This window comes from Paraflavitalea pollutisoli, assembly GCF_029360705.1.
GTDB classification, from domain to species: Bacteria; Bacteroidota; Bacteroidia; order Chitinophagales; family Chitinophagaceae; genus Paraflavitalea; species Paraflavitalea pollutisoli.
This window is the reverse complement of record NZ_JARKMX010000004.1, coordinates 441,794-461,064: the sequence shown is the minus strand read 5'-3', so window position 1 is coordinate 461,064 and position 19,271 is coordinate 441,794. Positions and strand designations below refer to the sequence as shown.

13 protein-coding genes are annotated in these 19,271 nt (G+C 53.0%); 8 read left to right on the top strand and 5 right to left on the bottom strand.

All coding sequences use genetic code 11. The features are described from left to right. The first annotated feature begins 2 nt into the window (after window positions 1–2). Window positions 3–977, top strand: coding sequence for a discoidin domain-containing protein (locus tag P2W70_RS11735; RefSeq protein ID WP_276481650.1), 975 nt, complete (start codon window positions 3–5; stop codon window positions 975–977). A 36-nt stretch (window positions 978–1,013) separates the two neighbouring features. After that, a complete protein-coding gene (lacZ, locus tag P2W70_RS11730; RefSeq protein WP_276481649.1) occupies window positions 1,014–4,634 on the top strand; it encodes a beta-galactosidase, LacZ type in 3,621 nt (1,206 codons plus the stop codon). 90 nt (window positions 4,635–4,724) lie between these two features. Here the strand turns inward: lacZ and P2W70_RS11725 are convergent, their stop codons facing one another. Next, window positions 4,725–6,464: an SGNH/GDSL hydrolase family protein gene (locus P2W70_RS11725; protein ID WP_276481648.1), complete on the bottom strand. Its 1,740-nt coding sequence runs from the start codon at window positions 6,462–6,464 to the stop codon at window positions 4,725–4,727. Between the two features lie 256 nt (window positions 6,465–6,720). On the opposite strand from P2W70_RS11725, the gene P2W70_RS11720 reads away from it, so the two are divergent. From P2W70_RS11720 to P2W70_RS11705, 4 genes are all read left to right on the top strand, one after another. Then, complete coding sequence (locus P2W70_RS11720) at window positions 6,721–7,140, top strand: hypothetical protein (protein ID WP_276481647.1); 420 nt, start codon at window positions 6,721–6,723, stop codon at window positions 7,138–7,140. Between the two features lie 152 nt (window positions 7,141–7,292). Further along, entirely contained in the window at window positions 7,293–8,375 is a 1,083-nt protein-coding gene (locus P2W70_RS11715; protein WP_276481646.1) for an efflux RND transporter periplasmic adaptor subunit, read from the top strand. A 24-nt stretch (window positions 8,376–8,399) separates the two neighbouring features. Then, on the top strand, window positions 8,400–11,567 hold the full coding sequence (locus tag P2W70_RS11710; protein ID WP_276481645.1) for an efflux RND transporter permease subunit: 3,168 nt from the start codon (window positions 8,400–8,402) through the stop codon (window positions 11,565–11,567). After that, window positions 11,560–12,996, top strand: a complete 1,437-nt coding sequence (locus tag P2W70_RS11705) for a TolC family protein (RefSeq protein WP_276481644.1) — start codon at window positions 11,560–11,562, stop codon at window positions 12,994–12,996. The genes P2W70_RS11710 and P2W70_RS11705 overlap by 8 nt, the downstream gene beginning before the upstream one ends. A 180-nt stretch (window positions 12,997–13,176) precedes the next feature. Here the strand turns inward: P2W70_RS11705 and P2W70_RS11700 are convergent, their stop codons facing one another. The 3 genes from P2W70_RS11700 to P2W70_RS11690 are packed head-to-tail and all read right to left on the bottom strand — an operon-like array spanning window position 13,177 to window position 15,874. Further along, on the bottom strand, window positions 13,177–13,971 hold the full coding sequence (locus P2W70_RS11700; RefSeq protein ID WP_276481643.1) for a helix-turn-helix domain-containing protein: 795 nt from the start codon (window positions 13,969–13,971) through the stop codon (window positions 13,177–13,179). Window positions 13,972–14,006: 35 nt separating this feature from the next. Continuing rightward, window positions 14,007–14,960 carry an SDR family oxidoreductase gene (locus P2W70_RS11695; RefSeq protein ID WP_276481642.1) on the bottom strand — a complete coding sequence of 318 codons (954 nt, stop codon included), beginning with the start codon at window positions 14,958–14,960 and terminating at the stop codon, window positions 14,007–14,009. Between the two features lie 14 nt (window positions 14,961–14,974). Then, window positions 14,975–15,874 carry an oxidoreductase gene (locus P2W70_RS11690; RefSeq protein ID WP_276481641.1) on the bottom strand — a complete coding sequence of 300 codons (900 nt, stop codon included), beginning with the start codon at window positions 15,872–15,874 and terminating at the stop codon, window positions 14,975–14,977. Window positions 15,875–16,097: 223 nt separating this feature from the next. On the opposite strand from P2W70_RS11690, the gene P2W70_RS11685 reads away from it, so the two are divergent. Further along, the gene (locus tag P2W70_RS11685) at window positions 16,098–16,643 is read left to right on the top strand and encodes a hypothetical protein (RefSeq protein ID WP_276481640.1); all 546 of its coding nucleotides are present in this window, start codon (window positions 16,098–16,100) and stop codon (window positions 16,641–16,643) included. A 17-nt stretch (window positions 16,644–16,660) separates the two neighbouring features. On the opposite strand, the gene P2W70_RS11680 is transcribed toward P2W70_RS11685, so the two are convergent. Then, on the bottom strand, window positions 16,661–18,076 hold the full coding sequence (locus P2W70_RS11680; RefSeq protein ID WP_276481639.1) for a phage tail sheath family protein: 1,416 nt from the start codon (window positions 18,074–18,076) through the stop codon (window positions 16,661–16,663). A gap of 131 nt (window positions 18,077–18,207) precedes the next feature. Here P2W70_RS11680 and P2W70_RS11675 point away from each other — a divergent pair, with 131 nt between their 5' ends. Next, window positions 18,208–19,212 (top strand): glycoside hydrolase family 43 protein, encoded by a 1,005-nt coding sequence (locus tag P2W70_RS11675; RefSeq protein ID WP_276481638.1) that lies wholly within the window; start codon window positions 18,208–18,210, stop codon window positions 19,210–19,212. Window positions 19,213–19,271 lie beyond the last annotated feature (59 nt).

Here is a 19,271-nt window from a genome sequence, read left to right as displayed (position 1 = left end):
CCATGAACACAACATACAGATCCATGACGTGGCTGGCAGCCATCCTGGCAACTGGCGCAGGCATCTCCGGATGCAAAAAGGTCGCCATTCCCCGGGAAGAGCTGACCGACTCCTTCAACCGCATCTATATCGCCGCTGCAGCCAGAAACCCCAATATCACCACGCTGAAGATGGTAGACTCAACCTATACGATCACGTATGGGGCTACCTTTGGCGGATACGGTACAGCCCCCGAAGACATCGAACTGCAGTTTACCGTAGACCAACAACGCGCGGAAGCCTACAACAAAAACAATGGTACCAGCTACCCCCTGTTACCCGCCTCAGCGTACCAATTGAAGCAATCCACTGCCGTTCTGACCAAAGGCACCCTGTCGACCGCACCGCTGGTGCTCGCGATCAATCCTACCAAAGGGTTGGATTTGTTCAAAGAATACATTATTGCCGTGACGGTCACCCCGACCAAAAGCCAGGTACCCGTCAGCGAATCCCTACGCACCGCTTATTTTATCGTAAAAGGATCGTTGGATTTTGCCGACTTCCCCGAATTTGACCGCAGCAATTGGTCGATTCTGGGCGTATCGTCGGAAGAACCGGAAGAAAAAAGCAATGGAGGTTTAGGTATACACGCGATCGACAACAACGCGGCCACTTTCTGGCATACCAAATGGAATGGCGGATACCCACCTCCCCCACATTGGATAGCCGTCGATATGGGTAGCTCAAAAATGTTGCGTGGCCTGTCGTTTACAGGCCGCCAATCCACCAACAATGGTAAACCCAATGTGGTATTGGTGGAGGTAAGTACCAATGCGACCGACTGGCTGGCCCTGGGCACCTTGCAATTGCAGAATAACAATACCACCCAGAAGTTCTTTTTACCCAGCTTCCAGCAAGCGAGATATGTGCGTATCATGGTCCTGTCTAATTACGGCAATACCGAATTCACGCATCTTGCAGAATTGAAAGCATTCTAATTCATCCATAAACAATTCCCGCAAAGTAGTAAAGCTATGAAGTCCAGGTTTTGGAAGTCCGTACCCGCCGTGATCGTATTTTTTCTCACCGGCCAAGCGCCCGTAAGCGCGCAATCGTTTGTCGCCAGCAAGCATTACCGGCTTGTTTCAGCCCGGCAGCTGACAGCCGATGTATCAGACAACAGCGACAACAATGCCCCCATCGTAGCAGTCCCGTTGGGCAAGCCACAGCCGCTACAAGCATGGCGCCTGCATTTGCTGGATAATGGCGCTTACAACATCAGTATGGCCGGTGCCTCAAAAAGTATCGATAATGGCAACCGGAAAAGACAGGAAGGCAATCCGGTCATTCTCTGGGATAGTGAACCGGCGAATAAGAACCAGCAATGGTATGTGCAACCCGCCGATACAGGATACAGGATCTACAACGCAGCCAGCGGGCAATATCTATCTACCCGGCGCAGGAACGACAGAACCGTGTTGTTTCAGGCGCCTGGTGATACCACTGATGCTGCCCAGCTCTGGCAGATTGAATCCGTGAAAGTTAAACTGCCCCGCCCCTCCAACACCAAACCTGAAGACTGGGAAAATGAAGCGGTATTTGCCATCAACAAAGAACCAGCACACGCTACTTATATTCCCTATCCTACGATGCAACAGGCACAGGCGCCGGATACCAACAGGTTCCGGTCGCCCTGGTGCCAGTTGCTGAACGGGACCTGGAAGTTCAATTGGGTGAAGCAGCCCGCCGAAAGGCCCATCGATTTTTATCGCAAAGATTTTAACGATAGCAAGTGGTCGACCATCTCCGTTCCGTCCAATATGGAAATGCAAGGATATGGTACGCCAATCTACACCAACATCACTTACCCCTTCAACAACAATCCGCCCAAAGTAATGGGCCGGGTACCGGCAGACTGGACGGCCGCCAAAGAGCCCAATCCTGTCGGCTCCTACCGGCGAAGCTTTACCATTCCGGCTGATTGGGGTGATAAAGAAGTGTTCGTGCATTTTGAAGGTGTCATCAGCGCCCTATATGTGTGGGTAAACGGGAAAAAAGTAGGCTATAGTGAAAACAGCTTCAGCCCAGCCGAATTCAACATCACCCGGTATGTACGTCCTGGCAACAATACTATAGCTGTTCAAGTATACAAATACAGCGATGGCAGTTACCTCGAAGACCAGGACATGACGCGCTTCAGTGGCATTCACCGGAACGTATTCCTCTTTGCCACTCCTAAGCTGCACATCCGTGACTTCTTCATCAAAGCCGACTTCAATAAAACATTGACCAGTGCCCAGCTGTCGATCAACACCGACATCGTCAACAGCCAGCAAAAAACAAATGGCGTCGCTACCGTAGAGGCCTTGCTACTGCGTCCGGATGGAACAGTAGCAGGCAAATACGGTCCTATCTCGATCGCACCGTTGAAACCAGGCGCAGCAACCAGCTATGCCATCACAGGAACGGTCGATCACCCCGTGCTCTGGTCAGCCGAACAACCGGTACAATACACCGTGGCCTTGACCCTGAAGGATGCCAAGGGCCAAACACTCGAAACCATCACCACGCCCTTCGGCTTCCGGAAAGTAGAGATCGTCAATAGCCAATTGCTCGTAAACGGCGAACCCATCCTACTGAAAGGCGTTAACAGACACGAGATTCACCCAGTACTAGGCAAAGCAGTAACTATTGAAAGCATGATCCAGGATATCCTGTTGATGAAGCAGCACAATGTCAATACCGTGCGCACTTGCCACTACCCCAACGATCCAGTCTGGCTAACCCTGTGCGATGCCTATGGTTTATACGTCATCGACGAAGCCAACCACGAAACGCATGGTCATCAGCGGATCGCTACATACCCTTCCTGGCAGCCCGCGATCATCGACCGTACCGTACGCCTGGTACAACGGGATAAGAACCACCCCTCTGTGATCATCTGGTCATTGGGCAACGAAGCCGGTGGTGGCGACAACTTCGTAGCTGCCCGGGCAGCTGTACGACAGCTCGACCTTTCGCGGCCTATACATTATGAGGGCATGAATAGCGTGGGGGATATCGAATCCAATATGTACCCCTCCGTCAACTTTATCATAGAACGGGGTAAGGCAGCTTCGGAAAAACCTTATTTCATGTGCGAGTACGCCCATGCCATGGGCAATTCCGTAGGTAACCTGAAAGAGTACTGGGATGCTATTGAAAGCCACCAACGACTGATCGGCGGTTGTATCTGGGAGTGGGTCGACCAGGGCATCACCGCACCAGTACCAGGCGACAACAGTGGTAAAACCTACTACGCCTACGGTGGTCAGTTGGGCGATAAACCCAATGACGGTACTTTCAGCATCAAAGGTCTGGTCACCTCCGACCGGCAGGTAAAACCAGCCTTGCTGGAAGTGAAGAAAGTGTATCAATACATCAAGTTTGCCGATGCTGGTGTGTTGACCGGCAAAGTCCGGATCAGCAACCGGTACGACTTTACCCACCTCGATCAATTTGAGGTTACCTGGAAACTGTTGGAAAACGGTGTAGCGGTACAGCGTGGCGTACTGCCCGCCCTTTCCATCCGTCCCAACTTCGACAGCACCATCACTGTTCCATTCAGACAACCGGCAGGCAAACCTGGTGCAGAATATTTCCTCACCCTCGAAGCACGCTTACGGCAAACTGCCTCCTGGGCACCCAAAGGTCATGTAGTAGCGCAGGAGCAACTGGCAGTGATGATAGCAGTTCCGGCATTAACAGCCGGTAATGCCGGCAGTTTCCCCACACCAACGCTGGAAAACAACACCCAGGAGATCGTGGTGAAGGGACAGCAATTCGAAGCACGTTTCCACAAAGGCACCGGCCGGCTATCGCAACTGAAGTATGGAACCTACCAATACATTGACGGCCTGCAAAATGGCCTGGTGTTTAATTTGTATCGTGCCATGCTCGACAATGACCATACCAGCGATTGGGGACAACCTTATGATACACGTGCATACGGGTTTGACAATCCCGGTTACGAAGTGCAAAATCTACATGCCACAGCATACCCTGACTACATAGGGGTCTACCTCACCATGCGTGCACACACGGGCAGCGGTTTTGGCACGGATGTACAGGTGAATTACAGCATCTATCCCAACGGACATATCAAGGTGCAGGCATTACTGAAGCCAGATGAAACACGCCTGTTCATTCCCCGTCTCGGATTACGCATGTCCTTATCGGGCGGACTGGAAAACGTAACCTGGTATGGGCGTGGCCCACACGAAAACTATATCGACCGGAAAGAATCGGCCTTCATTGGCCTGTACAATCGAACCGTTTCGGAGATGGCAGAGCAGTATGAGAAGCCCCAAAGCATGGGCAATCGCGAAGATGTTCGCTGGTTACAACTGACCACACCCGGAGGAGGCAATGGTATCCGCATCACGGCACAAGGCCCCTTACAGTTCAGTGCCCTGCATTTTACAGACCAGGACCTGGGCAATGCAGTCCATCGCTACGCGCTGAAACCAAGGCCCGAAACCGTTGTATGCCTCGACTACCGGCAAATGGGACTGGGCAATGGTAGTTGCGGCCCGATGCAACTGCCGCAATACCTGGTACCGCAGCAACCGGTGGAACTGGTATTCACCATCGCTCCGGTAGACTCTGCCCAATAAATGATACACTTACTATACGCATAACGCCAGGAGGCTGTCTCGACCAGCGACAGCCTCCTGGCATTAACTTCAGTGGGTTAGCCATACAACTTACCGCCCGATCAATCCGCTAAGCCCCTTCCCCAACACCTCGTACCCCTTACTGTTCGGATGCAGCCCATCGGGTTGAAAAAGCGATGCGTTGATCGTTTGGCCAAGCAGGAAAGAAGCAGACAGATCCACAAACCGTACCTGCTGCAACGTCGCCATACGTTTGATCTGTTGATTGAGCAACCGCACGCGCGGTTCCTTCCCCTTCCTGGGCAGTATGCCGACCATCGTTAGTTTAACACCCGGTTTGCGTACAGCGATCTGTTGCAACAGAAAGGAAAGCCCCTGCACGATCTCTTCATCGGTATTGACAGAGAGGTTATTGGTACCGATCATCACGACGATCTGCTGGCCCCGGAAATCGTCCAGCAAGCCATGGTATACCCGCCACAACACGTTCTCGATACGGTCATACCCGAAGCCCGCATTCTGTACGCGCAGCGGCTCCATGTAACGGAGCCAGGCACTATCTGCCACAGGCGGCATTTTCGTAGACCTCGGTTCACCACCCCAAAAGTTGATGATGGAATTACCGATCAGCAAAGTGGAAGGATTGGTTTGTTGGATGCGCTCGATGATCTGGGCATGGCGCAGTTCCCAATCGAACCCATCCCGGTATTGCGACACGGGCTGCCGGGCAGTGCCCGTCGCTTTCGGCTCACGCAGTATCTCCCGCACCTTTTTTTCGTAGGCGACCGCGTATTGCTGCATGCCGATATCGTTGGGATGCGTCATTTCGGTCAGACTATTGATATCAAACCCGATCTCTTTCTCCGTCAGCAAATAGAGCTGCTGAACACCTTCCTGTTGCAAAGTCTTGAAAAGCTTTACCAGGAAGGCGTTGGCCGCATGACGTGGACGCAGCAAGGCGGTATCGGTGTAATAAGGAATATCGCCGTTGGGATACTCAGTAAACAGGATCGGTGTGTTGGGATGCGCAGCCCGCAAGGTCTGAACGCCATACCGTATGCGCTTTTCCACAGAGTCTGGCTGACTCAATACTTCGGCCGTCAGGTTGGGCATACAGTCCAGGATATACAAAGCCGCATCGACCTTGGCCATATGATCGAAAAGAGGCTTTTCGTACCGGCCATTACCCGAGAATCCCAGGTTGATGATCAGGCGATCCAGTTGACGACTGAGCACATTGGTCCAGGTGAGCCCGGGGCGGGAAGTAACCGCCCCCTGCATGATAGAAGTACCATACGCTACAATAGGTTTTCCCCGCAGCTCCGGCACCCAGCTAAACGATTCCGATGTGCGTGCCCCGACCGACAGCCACTGCACGGTATTGTACAACGGTAAAAACAGGTAAAAATCAACCAGGGCGCCGGGCGCTATGCCGATGTTATTATAGGTATACACACAGGTATCACCGAAACGATAGCGCGGCGGCATCCAGTTCCATTGCCCGTCCTTGTCTTTGATATACAGATCGAGGCCACTAACACCGGTAGACGGCATATGCGGCATGCCCATCGTTTTATTCGCCACGCCATACCGCACTTCAAAAGAGCGTGCGGAGGTTCTGAAATGAATGAATTCACCAGCCGTTTGCAGCGACAGGTTCCAGACGACCGGCCGCACCGAGTCTTTGAGCGACAGCGGCAGGCGGTAAAAGATATGGGAGCTATCCCGGACGGCGATTCCTTCTATCCGGGTGGGTGTGTGCCAGGTAGAATCCTGGGCTGGCAGGCGGGCAATCGATAACAGCAGCAAAAGGGTGGCAAGTAGTCTCATGAAATGGGTTGTTCTAAGTAGTTTGGAGGTAAATATAACCATGGACCGCAGCATTTACACCATCATTTTCACCGCAGCGTACAATGGGCCACCCTCACATTAATCCAATTTTAATATCATTCTCAGCAGCTACTAATGGCAAAGATTTAGGCGGGAAGGCCTTTTATTTATCGAGTAAAGCTTGCCTGGTTATTCATTTGTTAACGACACCCTTCAAAAAGGCAACCCATTGACTACCGACTACATTTGCCGGCAGATGAAGGTTTTGTTCCGATTCGTATTGATGGTGTCACTCCTCCTGTTGCAGAGTTACTTCTTTCTGCGACCGACTTCGAATCCCGGCCACCACAACCGTGTTCGGGTCATCATGCCACGGGGTGTTGACCAATACACCGCTTTCACCCGGCAGGTAGAACAAAAAACCAGCCTCCGGCAACAGGACCCACTAGACAGCAGTACCCCGTTCGATGCAGAAGCGCCGGTCGAAGCGGAAGAAGAGGAAGACGAAGAAACGGCCAAAAAGCAAAACAACACCAGCCCTCATCACACCCGCACCAGCGCCTATTTCACCTCCGGTCTATGCACCGCTACCACCGATCATCACCTGCCGCCCGAACAGCAACAAGCGGCACCACCCAACTATAAGAATATCTTTCATTGCGTATTCAGGATCTGATCCTGCGGCACCCCCATAAGCTTTACCACCACCTTTGCCATATACCAACCATTGCTTGCTGCCTGTGCCATAGCACAGGGGTAAAGCCCGTTTTTGCCGTCACCCACCCATAACAAGCGACCAATCCTCCAATCATCACCCATAAATCATTTATGAAAAGTACACTCCTGCTCATGGGTTTGTGTGCCACCATTGGCTACACAAGCTGTAAGTCTGAACACCACGAAAAAGAAGAGACCACCAAATTGCTGGTCACCAGCCCGCTGAAAATGGACACCACGATCATCAATGAATACGTGTGTCAGATCCGTTCCATCCGCAATATCGAATTGCGGGCACAGGAAAAAGGGTATCTGCAGGCCATCTATGTAGACGAAGGCCAGGCCGTCAAAAAAGGCCAGCTGCTGTATAAGATCATGCCTACCCTGTACGAAGCAGAACTGCAAAAAGCCCAGGCCGAAGTGGACGTTACACAGATCGAGGTGCAGAACACCGAGTCGCTGACCGATAAGAATATCGTTTCCAAGAACGAACTGGCCATGGCCAGGGCCAAATACAACCGCGCCAAAGCAGAACTCGAACTGGCGAAAGCACACCTGGCCTTTACCGAGATCAGGGCCCCCTTCGATGGACTGATCAACCGCCTCGATATGAAACTGGGTAGCCTGGTAGAAGAAGGAGAATTGCTCACCAGCCTGTCAGACAACAGTCAGATGTGGGTGTACTTCAATGTATCGGAACCAGAATACCTCAACTATACCGCCCATAGTGGTTCGTCTGAAAGAAAGACCGTGAACCTGCTCATGGCCAACAAAGAAAAATTCAATCACCCCGGCGTGGTAGAAACCATCGAAAGCGAGTTCAACAACGAAACCGGCAACATCGCTTTCCGGGCCACCTTCCCCAATCCCGAACGCCGCCTGCGCCATGGAGAAACCGGTAATATCCTGATGGAGGTATCGCTGAAAAATGCGTTGATCATCCCCCAGAAAGCAACGATGGAAATTATGGACAAACGTTATGTCTATATCGTCGACAAGAACAATGTGGTAACCCTGAAGCCCATTACAGTAGGGGCAGAAATGCCCGACCTGTTTGTCGTCAGCGAAGGCATTGCCGAAGGTGATAAGATCCTGCTCGAAGGCCTGCGCAAGGTGAAGAACAACGATAAGATCGCTTATGATTTTGAAGCACCCCAACAGGTGATCGCGCACCTGAAGTTACCGACCGAATAATTCTGTACCCCAAAAAGCAAGTTCATGTTTAATATATTTATGAAGCGGCCGGTCTTCGCGATCGTGATCTCACTCGTGATCATCTTCATGGGGATACTGGCCATCAACACACTGCCAACGTCGCAGTTTCCTTCCATTGCGCCACCGCGGGTAATCGTCAGTGTGGCCTACCCCGGTGCCAGCGCCGATGTACTGGTACAATCCGTACTCATCCCGATGGAAAAAGCGGTAAACGGCGTACCTGGCATGAAATACATCACGTCCGATGCGGTGAGTGCCGGTGAAGCGAATATCCAGGTGGTATTCGACCTCGAGACCGATCCGAACGTTGCCGTGGTCAACGTGAAGAACCGCATCGAGCAGGTAACGAGCCGTCTGCCAGAGCTCGTGCAGCGGGAAGGTATCACCGTAAGTGTACTGCAGCCAAACATGCTGATGTATGTGAACGTATACAGTACCGATACCAAGGCCGACGAAAACTTCCTGTACAACTATGCCAGCATCAACATCCTGCAGGAGCTGCGCCGGGTAAAAGGCATCGGTAGCGCCCAGATCCTCGGTAGCCGGCAATACGCCATGCGTATCTGGCTCAAACCCGACCGCATGCGGGCCTACAACGTATCCACCGAAGAAGTGATGGAAGCATTGGGTTCACAAAGCATTATCGGATCGCCCGGCCGACTTGGACGAAGCGACGGCAAACGCTCCCAGGCCCTGGAATACGTACTCACCTACAAAGGACGTTACAACAAACCCGAGCAATACCAGGATGTGATCATCCGCGCCAATCCCGAAGGCGAGATCCTCTACCTCAAAGACGTGGCCGATGTGGAGTTTGGCAGCGAATTCTATGATATCTACTCCAACCTCAACGGACACCCTTCCGCGGCGATCGTGCTGAAACAAACCTATGGCAGTAATGCCAGCGATGTGATCAAGCGCATCAAGGCCAAACTGCAGGAGATCAAAGTGGGTCAGTTCCCCCCCGGAATGGATTACGAGATCAGTTACGACGTATCGAGCTTCCTCGACGCCTCGATCGAAAAGGTGATACATACCCTCACTGAAGCGTTTATCCTGGTAGCCATCGTGGTATTCCTGTTCCTCGGCGACTGGCGCTCTACCCTCATCCCTACCCTGGCGGTACCCGTATCGCTGGTGGGTGCCTTCTTCTTCATGCAGCTATTTGGGCTCACGATCAACCTCATCACGCTGTTTGCCCTCGTACTGGCCATCGGTATCGTGGTGGATAATGCGATCGTGGTGATCGAAGCCGTGCATGCCAAGATGGAAGAAGAACACCTCTCGCCTTACCAGGCAACCGTAAAAGTGGTACACGAGATCGCAGGGGCCATCATCGCCATCACCTTCGTTATGGCAGCGGTATTTATCCCGGTGGCATTTATGTCGGGCCCGGTGGGGATCTTCTACCGCCAGTTCTCGATCACCATGGCAACGGCCATCGTGTTGTCGGGTGTGGTAGCCCTGACGCTCACACCGGTGCTTTGTGCCATCATCCTCAAGAATAACCACGGCAAGCCGCGTAAGAAGTCGCCGATCAACCGTTTGATCGATGGTTTCAACCGGCTCTTCGAAAAGCTCACCGGTCGGTATACCAGCCTGCTGAAAGTCATCGTCAACCGCCGTCTCATCACCTTTGGTATGCTGGCTGCCTTTGCGTTCGGCATCTTCGGCATCAGCCGCGTACTGCCATCCGGCTTCATCCCCAGCGAAGACCAGGGCATGATCTATGCCATCATACAAACACCGCCGGGCTCTACCCTGGAAAGAACCAACGATGTATCCCGTCACGTACAGGAGATCGCTGAAAAGATCGAGGGTATCCAATCCGTATCTGCCCTGGCAGGTTATGAAGTATTGACGGAAGGCCGTGGATCCAACGCCGGCACCTGTTTGATCAACCTGAAACCCTGGGACGAACGCAAGCAGTCGGTGACGCAGGTCATCGAAGAACTGGAAGAAAAAGCGAAAGAGATACCAGGTGCTACCATCGAGTTCTTTGGTCCGCCCGCCGTACCGGGTTATGGCGCCGCTGGTGGCTTTGCCTTGCGCCTGCTCGATAAGACCAACAGCGACGACTACCGCGATCTCGAGAAAGTGAACGACGAGTTCATGGCCGCCCTGGAAAAACGCAAAGAGCTCACCGGTCTGTTTACCTTCTTTAGTGCCAACTATCCGCAGTTTGAGCTAGAGATAGACAACAAGGCAGCCATGCAAAAAGGGGTTTCCATCGGTAAGGCAATGGACAACCTGTCGATCCTCATCGGTAGTACCTACGAGCTGGGCTTTATTCGCTTTGGTACTGCGCTGAAAGTATATGTACAGGCATCGCCCGAATACCGCGCCCTGCCCGATGACCTCATGAAACTGTATGTGAAGAACAACCGCGATGAGATGGTGCCGTACTCGGCCTTCATGTCGGTGAAGAAAACACATGGCCTCAATGAGATCACCCGGTACAATATGTACACCTCATCCGCCATTCGCGGGGAACCCGCTGCCGGCTTCAGCAGTGGAGAAGCCACCAAGGCCATCCAGGAAGTCGCCGCACAAATACTGCCCCGCGGCTACGACATCGATTGGGAAGGTCTTTCCAAAGATGAAAACGAACGTGGCAACGAGGCCGTCTACATCTTCATTATCGTACTGGCCTTTGTGTACCTCATCCTCGCCGCGCAATACGAAAGCTTCATCCTGCCGTTGGTCGTGATCCTGTCACTGCCTGCTGGTGTATTTGGCGCCTTTGCCCTGGTTAAGGTCATGGGGCTGGCCAACGATATCTACGCGCAGGTGGGGTTGGTGATGCTCGTGGGACTGTTGGGTAAAAATGCGGTACTGATCGTAGAGTTTGCCGTGCAGCAACACCGCGCAGGCGCTACCGTGTTGCAGGCAGCTATCGAGGGAGCCCGCGTGCGTTTCCGCCCGATCCTGATGACCTCCCTGGCCTTCATTGCCGGTCTGATACCGCTGTTGTTTGCGACAGGTCCGGGCGCGATCGGCAACCACACCATTGGCGCGGCTTCTGCCGGAGGTATGTTGCTGGGTACCATTTTCGGGGTCATCCTCATTCCCGGATTGTATTACATATTCGGCAGCCTCGCCGCCAAACGCAAGCTCATCCGGGGTGAAGATGAGAATCCATTAACAGAAGAAATCGATCACAATGTGTAAGCACACGATAGTCAAAACACTGGGGGCGATCGCTTGTATCGCCCTCCTTTACCCGGCTTGTAAAATTCCCGTGCTCACAAACCGGGAAGCCAACAACAAGACACCTGACAGTTATGCCGGCAGTCAGGATTCCACCAACTCCGGTTCGGTGGCCTGGAATACCTTCTTTACCGATCCCCACCTGCGGGCGCTGATCGATACAGCGATCAAGAATAACCAGGAGCTCAACATCACCCTGCAGGAGATCAAGATCACCCGTAACGAGATCCAGGCCCGTAAAGGGGAATACCTGCCCTTTGTAGGCGTGAAAGCAGGCGCTGGTATCGACAAGGTAGGCCGCTACACCAGCCAGGGTGCCGGCGATGCCACGACCGAGATCAAACCCGGCAAAGAAATGCCGGAGCCACTGCCCGATTTTCTGATTGGCGCTTACGCCACCTGGGAGCTCGACGTGTGGCACAAGCTGCGCAACGCCACCAAAGCATCCGTCAACAGGTACCTCGCTACGGTAGAAGGCCGGAATTTCGTGATCACCAACCTGATCGCAGAGATCGCCAATTCGTATTACGAGCTGCTGGCACTCGACAACCAGCTGGCGATCGTAAAACAGAATATCGCCATCCAGCAGAACGCCCTGGAAATTGTAAAGGCACAGAAAGAAGCAGCCCGTGCCACGGAACTGGCTGTACGAAAATTCGAGGCGGAAGTACTGAACACCAAAAGCCTCCAGTTTGGCATCCAGCAACAGATCACGGAAACCGAAAACAGGATCAACTTCCTGCTGGCCCGGTTTCCCCAACCGATCCAGCGCGATGCGCAGGCTTTCAACAAGGATATGCTGACACCGGTGCATGCTGGCTTGCCTTCTCAGCTGCTGGTCAACCGGCCAGATATCAGGCAGGCAGAATTGGAATTGACCGCCAGCAAACTCGATGTACAGGTAGCCAGGGCGCAATTCCTGCCTTCCATTGGCCTGTCGGCTTCACTGGGCTACAATGCCTTTAGTCCGGGCCTCTTGTTCAAGACGCCCGAGTCGTTGTTATACTCGCTGGCCGGCGACCTGATGGCGCCGCTCGTCAACAGAAATGCGATCAAGGCGGGCTATTCCAATGCGAATGCCAAACAAACCCAGGCCATTTACCAGTATGAGCGTACGATCCTCAACGCCTATATCGAGGTGGCCAACCAGTTGAGCAATATCGGCAACCTGGAAAAGAGTTATGCGCTGAAAGCACAACAGGTGGAAGCGCTGACCCAATCGATCAGTATCTCCGGCGACCTGTTCAAATCAGCGCGCGCCGATTATATGGAGGTGTTGCTGACACAGCGCGACGCACTCGAATCTAAATTCGAATTGCTTGAAACGCAGAAACAACAGATGAACGCAGTCGTGAATATTTACCGCGCACTCGGCGGTGGTTGGAAATAACGACATCCTGTAAATAATTGGGCAGCCTCGAAAGGGCTGCCCAATTTATTCAAACCTATAGAGCACATATAGAGCCGTCCGCTTATGGTATCCTGCAGGGTCGCTGTATGTCTGCCAATGGGTTGTCAGTATACCTACCCTGCCCGAGCCGTATCGTTTCCCGTTTACAAGACAGCTGCCCTACGCCGCCAGCCTGCGCACTTCCGCCGGCGTTTTCCCAAATCGCTTCTTAAAAGCGAAGGAGAAATGCGACAGGTCCTCAAATCCAACTTCCGCGTATACGTCATTGGGCTTGCGCTTTTCCGTGTGCAGCAAGAAATACGCTTCCTCCAGCCGCTTTTGCGTTAGCCAATGTCCTGGCGTACTGCCAAAGGTTTTCTGAAAATCCCGTTTGAAAGACGACAGGCTTCTCCCCGTCATCAGGGCAAACCGCTCGAGACTCAGGTTGAACCGGAAATTCCGGTTCATATAATCCTCCAGGTCGATCTTTTCCGGGATGGTGAAATTGAACAAAATATCCGCCAGTCCGGGTTGTTGCGACAAGAGGATCAGCAGCAACTCCTCCCGTTTTACATCTACAAATGTTTCCTCGATTTGCTCACCCCCATTGTAATACGGCTCCAGCGATTGAATGAAAGGATGGATGCGTCCCTTGTCTTCAATAAACAAAAAGGCTTCTTCGTTTTGCACCGGGTGCACCACATAAGGATGCCTTTCCAGGAACCGTTGCAGAAAAGGTTCATCCAACGTGATGATGATCTTCTCAAACACATCCCCGTCTTTGTATTTCGTATACCGTATGGGATAGTTCTTGCGGGCGATGGCAAAATCACCGGGTTGCAGCGTGTATTCCTTGCGACCATCATAGGCCACCATCGATCCGGCGAGCAGGTACAGGAAGAAATGTTCCGGAATAAAATGCTCCGGCGATATTTCAGGGCCCAACTGACAGGAATGAATATTGTTGAATTTCACCTTGCTTTGTTTTACACCACACCAAATTTACACCATTACACCGTATCGACACTGGCCAGCAGCGCTTCCTCTTTGGAGCGGGGTTGCCAACCCAATACGTTACGCGCCTTCTCATTGGAGAGCGTAATATAAAACGCTTTATCGGTGGGGTTCATCGCTGCTATATGAGCAGCACGGTGGGGCCGCTCCTGCCGGATCAATTGTGCCACATCGTAAAAACTCAGGGCACCTTCGGCGGTAGCGAGGAAACGTTGTCCCGCAGCAGCAGGAAGCACCATGGCCTTCAGGTGTATATCGGCCACGTCACGCACATCTACCACGCCCAGGGTAAAGTCGGGGCTGACATTGGTGGTACCATTAATGATCCCTTTCACCACCACATCGATAGAAGAAGAAGTAATGCCGCCAATAGCAGGCCCAAAGATTCCCACGGGATTGACTACCGACAGTTCCAGCGCACCACCCTCATTGGCGATAAAATCCCAGGCTGCGATTTCAGCTACCGTCTTTGATTTGATATAGGCCGGCAGCGGGATGGCAGGGTCCGTCCAATCCCGTTCGGTATAGACGTGATCCTGCGGAGGCGTGCTGTAACCAATAGCGGCAAATGAAGATGTCAGCACCACACGCTTCACGCCGGCATCCCGGGCAGCTTGCAGCACCCGCAAGGCACCGTCACGGGCAGGCAGAATCAGTTCATTTTCATCGGCAGGCTGACCAGTCGGAAAAGGCGAAGCGACATGCAATACATAATCGCAACCCGCCACCGCAGCTGCCCAGCCCTCGTCTGCGTTCAGGTCTGCCTCGTAGTAAGAAAGCCGTTCGAAGGAAGAAAGGCCGGCTTCCTGCAACGCCTTTTCGATCTCTGTTTTCCGCGACAGGGAGCGCAAAGTCGTCTTAACGGTATATCCCTGCTGTAATAATTGCAAGAGGATATGAATACCTACAAAGCCAGTTCCACCGGTTACGAGTACGGTTTGATTGTTCATGCTATAGAATGGATTTAGAATGAAAAATGGATGCCGGTGACTTCGGTGGCATAGTCCCACAGGCGGGCTGCCAGTTGCTCATCCTGCATAGCGGGCGTGTTGTAATGGGATAAGGCGGGGTAACCGGAAAACTCCTGGTCGCCATCCGGGCCATAAAAAGCCCCACCTGCAATACCAGGCGCCGTAGCGGTGTACAGTTGCGGCAAAGCACCCTGCCAGGGTTCCATCACCGTATCGAACCGGGCAAACAATCCTGCCAGTTCTTCGGCGGGTATATGACGTTGCAGGTCTGTTCTGGTAACACCCGGGTGGGCGGCTACAGACAGGATACCGGACGCTTTTCTGTCGAGTTCTCGGGTAAAGAGGATATCGGCCAGTTTGCTCACGGCATACTCGCGCCAGGCATCGTAGGGTTTCTCCAGCCGCAGGTTGTCGAAGTCGATGCCATCTACCCGGATGGCCGCACCGCTGCTGACGGTCACTACGCGGGCATGAGCGGCCTGTTGCAACAGCGGCAGCAAATGTCCCGTCAGGGCAAAATGTCCCAGGAAATTGACCCCAAATTGCAGTTCGTAGCCATCGTCGGTGGTGGAGGCTGGAGGGATCATCACGCCTGCGTTGTTGACGAGGATATCGAGGGAATTGTAATCGGTTTTGACAGCATCCGCAAAGGTCCCGATGCTGGTAAGATTGGCCAGGTTCAACAGGCCCACGCTCATTTGCCCACGCCCTGGTCCGGCCGCCTGGATCGCATCGATGGCAGCCTGTGCTTTTCCGTAGTCCCGCGCCGCCACGATGACCGTGGCGCCGGCCTTGTACAATGCTTTCACCGTTTCATAACCCACTCCGGTATTGCCTCCGGTAACGATCGCCGTTTTACCCGTCAGATCGGGTATGTTTGCTGTTGTCCACATAACCTATTCGTTTTATGGACACAAAGGTCGGCCCGAAACAACCAGGGCTATTTGTTCAAAAGTTCAATTTTTATGTGCTGAAAAGTTCAGGCCGAGGCGATCATCGTGAAAACCTGAACTTCCGCGGGCATCTACAATTCAGGAAATGGTTTTATCAATTCACCAACGATCCGTTTTTACAGGGTACCTCCCGTATCGACCTTTGCTCCATTAAATCATAGCCATGAACAAAATACTCATCGTCACGACGATCGTGTTATCGTCCTTATTCGCCAATTGCCAGAAAGACAAAGGCAGTTCTGACAATTACGGCAACGGACCCCGCACAACAGTCTCCACGGCCCTGCAAGGCAACTGGATGTACGGACAATTCTCGATGACCGAATACTGGAGTCAAAACCCGGCAGATTATCTCGGCAATGCTTTCGAACTGGCCATAGCCTTTAACTTCAATGCCAATGGTACCTATGCGCAATACTTCACCTCGCGCACCACCACAGGTACACTTTCTACCTACCACCAATCGCTGAGCAAGGGAACCGTGGAAATCGATGAGGCAGCCGGCACCATCATCACACATGCCAACACCGCGCACTACAAGAGAACGGAGAACGGCAAAACCAAAGAAGACAGGGATCTGGGCAAAAGTGAAATGACGGTCACTACCCGCTATACCTATACGGTGGGCACGGACAACAATGGCACCAAAGCGCTTTACCTGAAGCTGAACGGAACCGGTGACGCGATTACCTTCCTGCAGAAGTTTTGAGGTAGCACGATCGCACCCTAACTTTCCGCCAGCATCTTGTGCATAATTCGGAGGATCATGAATTCTGCGGGACTTGTTACCGCCATGCCGATCTCGATAATCATCCGGCCTTCCTGGATATCCAATTCCGTCATGGTCTCCCCCAGACCAACCTTGACAAAAAAGGCATCGTGGGCGGTGCTACCCTGCAGTGCGCCGGCCTTCCATTGCTGGGTCAGGAAAAGATCGATCATACTTTTCACCCGCACCCAGGTGTTGCGATCATTGGGTTCGAATACAAACTGTTCGGTACCTTTCTTCACCGATTCCTCCACCATCATATAAAAACGGCGCACCGGTATGTAGCGCCAATCATTGTCGTTACCCGCCAGCGTACGCGCCCCCCACACCACCGTCCCTTTGCCTTTAAAAAAGCGGATCGCATTGATCGACCGGCCCGTTTCCACATCTACATTCATATCACCCTGATTGGCATCATTGATACCCCAGTAAGGACCAACCACCAATTCCAGCCCCACATTCGCTGGCGCCTTCCAAACACCCCGTGTACTATCAATTTGTGTATAGATACCCGCCATCGCCGGTGCAGCAGGCAGGTTCATGGCCAGGCTGCGCACGGCATCCTTCGCCCGCAGGTAATCGGTATTACTATTTTCCTTTAGTTCGGCCAGGGTATGGCCATGTTTATTCCCTTCTATCTTCACCAGCGCATCATCGTCGTCATCGGTGCCGGGCAGTTTGTATTCGAAATTGACCCGGGTCACCAGCACCGGCCAGTATACTGCAGCATTCCGCAGGCCATCGACCGTTCCGGGTAAATGATCCCGCAGCATTTGGCGGTCGGCCCGCCAATCATCGCGTGGCGCATACAGGTCCATGAGCACAAATCGATTGTTCAATGCCTCCGCCTGGTTGATCGCCTCGCCCATCAGCAGATAGTAGGTGGGTGCATCCGGCAGCCCCAGTGCATCGGGAAAACACAGCAACGTTACCTCTTCCACCTGCCCAGCCGCTTCTAATCCGGCCAGCAACAGTTCTACATATACCTGTCGTCCGCTGGTAGCGTAATTTCCTACCGAAACGATATAACAGGGACCGCCACCATTGGCAAAGTACAATTGCAGGCTATAGTACAGGACGAATTTGGAGCGGGTTGCTTCCTCCGACCGCGGATTCATTTCCACCGAGGTCCCGGTCGACCGTCCGAAACTAACCACCAGGCTTTGCTCCGCATCCGCCCGGCCAAAATAGTGCTCATACTCATACCAGGAACTAATACGCCTGGGCGTCAGCAGCAGGTCATCGTCTGCCTGGTCACGCGCGCGTTCCGTATAACCGATAAAGGCCGGGATGGCGGTGTCTACCGCAGTAATGGACGGAGGCAATTGAGGCACTTCCTCGATATAAACGCCGGGTGTTGTATAGTCAGCCATAAGAAGAATTTAGGTAATGAGCGACAACGGTATCATTCACAGGGGATCGAAAAAAGGGCATTGCCAGGGGAAGAAAGGACAGCCCCGTTTCAAAGCTAAGCAATAAAATCTTTTTCAGTAAATTGACCCCTATGAAGCCTTCCGTTTGCCTGACACTGCTAGCGCTATTGCTGATAACGATGACCACTACCGCCCAGCAACGCATGCCCCCTGCACCGCGCAAGAACGTTCCGCTCGACTCCATCCGCCTCAGCGATCCGTTCATACTGGCCGATCAGCCTACAAAAACCTATTATATGACGGGCACCGGCGGCATGCTCTGGAAAAGCAAAGACCTGAAATGGTGGGAAGGACCCTATGCTATTGCTAAAACAGACTCTACTTCCTGGATGGGTCCGCGCCCCATGATCTGGGCCGCCGAGATCCACGCCTACCAAGGAAAATATTACTACTTCGCTACGTTCACCAACCGCGCCGTCTTCATCGATACGGTAAAAGGTACCCCCATCGAACGACGCGCCTCGCATGTACTCGTGAGTGACCGCCCCGACGGCCCTTATGTACCCATGAAAGACCCCACCTATCTGCCGGCTAATATGCCCACCCTCGACGGCACTTTCTGGGTCGATAAAAATGGTAAGCCCTATATGGTGTATTGCTATGAATGGTTGCAGAACTGGGACGGCACCATCGAAAAGATCGAACTCAAGCCCGACCTCAGTGGTTCGGTAGGAAAAGCGAAACTCCTGTTCCGCGCCAGCGAAGCGCCCTGGAGCCGCGAGAAAGATGAAAACGGGAAGGATAAACCCAACAAGGTAACAGACGGCCCTTATTTGTTCACCACGGGCACCGGTCGCCTCGGCATGATCTGGACGAGCTGGATCTATGATGTGTACACACAGGGCGTCGCCTACTCCACCAGCGGTACCCTCGATGGCCCCTGGATACAGGAAAAAGACCCCATCACACCGCCCAACTTCGGCCATGGTATGCTGTTCCGCACCTTCGAGGGCAAACTGTTGATGTCGCTGCACAGCCACCGGTCAGAAAATGGCCGCACCATCCGGATACCGAAGCTATTTGAAGTTGACCTGTCGGGTGACAAACTGAAAGTCGGCCAACTCATCGCCCCTTAAAACCACCACCTACTACAAATTAAGTATTTCCTACGCGCCGGGAACTTGGAAGATTTGCA

Excerpts from the sequence above, each read along its gene's own strand:
- P2W70_RS11735 (WP_276481650.1), top strand. The coding sequence starts at position 3 with ATGAACACAACATACAGATCCATGACGTGGCTGGCAGCCATCCTGGCA.
- lacZ (WP_276481649.1), top strand. The coding sequence starts at position 1,014 with ATGAAGTCCAGGTTTTGGAAGTCCGTACCCGCCGTGATCGTATTTTTT.
- P2W70_RS11725 (WP_276481648.1), bottom strand. The coding sequence starts at position 6,464 with ATGAGACTACTTGCCACCCTTTTGCTGCTGTTATCGATTGCCCGCCTG.
- P2W70_RS11720 (WP_276481647.1), top strand. The coding sequence starts at position 6,721 with ATGAAGGTTTTGTTCCGATTCGTATTGATGGTGTCACTCCTCCTGTTG.
- P2W70_RS11715 (WP_276481646.1), top strand. The coding sequence starts at position 7,293 with ATGAAAAGTACACTCCTGCTCATGGGTTTGTGTGCCACCATTGGCTAC.
- P2W70_RS11710 (WP_276481645.1), top strand. The coding sequence starts at position 8,400 with ATGTTTAATATATTTATGAAGCGGCCGGTCTTCGCGATCGTGATCTCA.
- P2W70_RS11705 (WP_276481644.1), top strand. The coding sequence starts at position 11,560 with ATGTGTAAGCACACGATAGTCAAAACACTGGGGGCGATCGCTTGTATC.
- P2W70_RS11695 (WP_276481642.1), bottom strand. The coding sequence starts at position 14,960 with ATGAACAATCAAACCGTACTCGTAACCGGTGGAACTGGCTTTGTAGGT.
- P2W70_RS11690 (WP_276481641.1), bottom strand. The coding sequence starts at position 15,874 with ATGTGGACAACAGCAAACATACCCGATCTGACGGGTAAAACGGCGATC.
- P2W70_RS11685 (WP_276481640.1), top strand. The coding sequence starts at position 16,098 with ATGAACAAAATACTCATCGTCACGACGATCGTGTTATCGTCCTTATTC.
- P2W70_RS11680 (WP_276481639.1), bottom strand. The coding sequence starts at position 18,076 with ATGGCTGACTATACAACACCCGGCGTTTATATCGAGGAAGTGCCTCAA.
- P2W70_RS11675 (WP_276481638.1), top strand. The coding sequence starts at position 18,208 with ATGAAGCCTTCCGTTTGCCTGACACTGCTAGCGCTATTGCTGATAACG.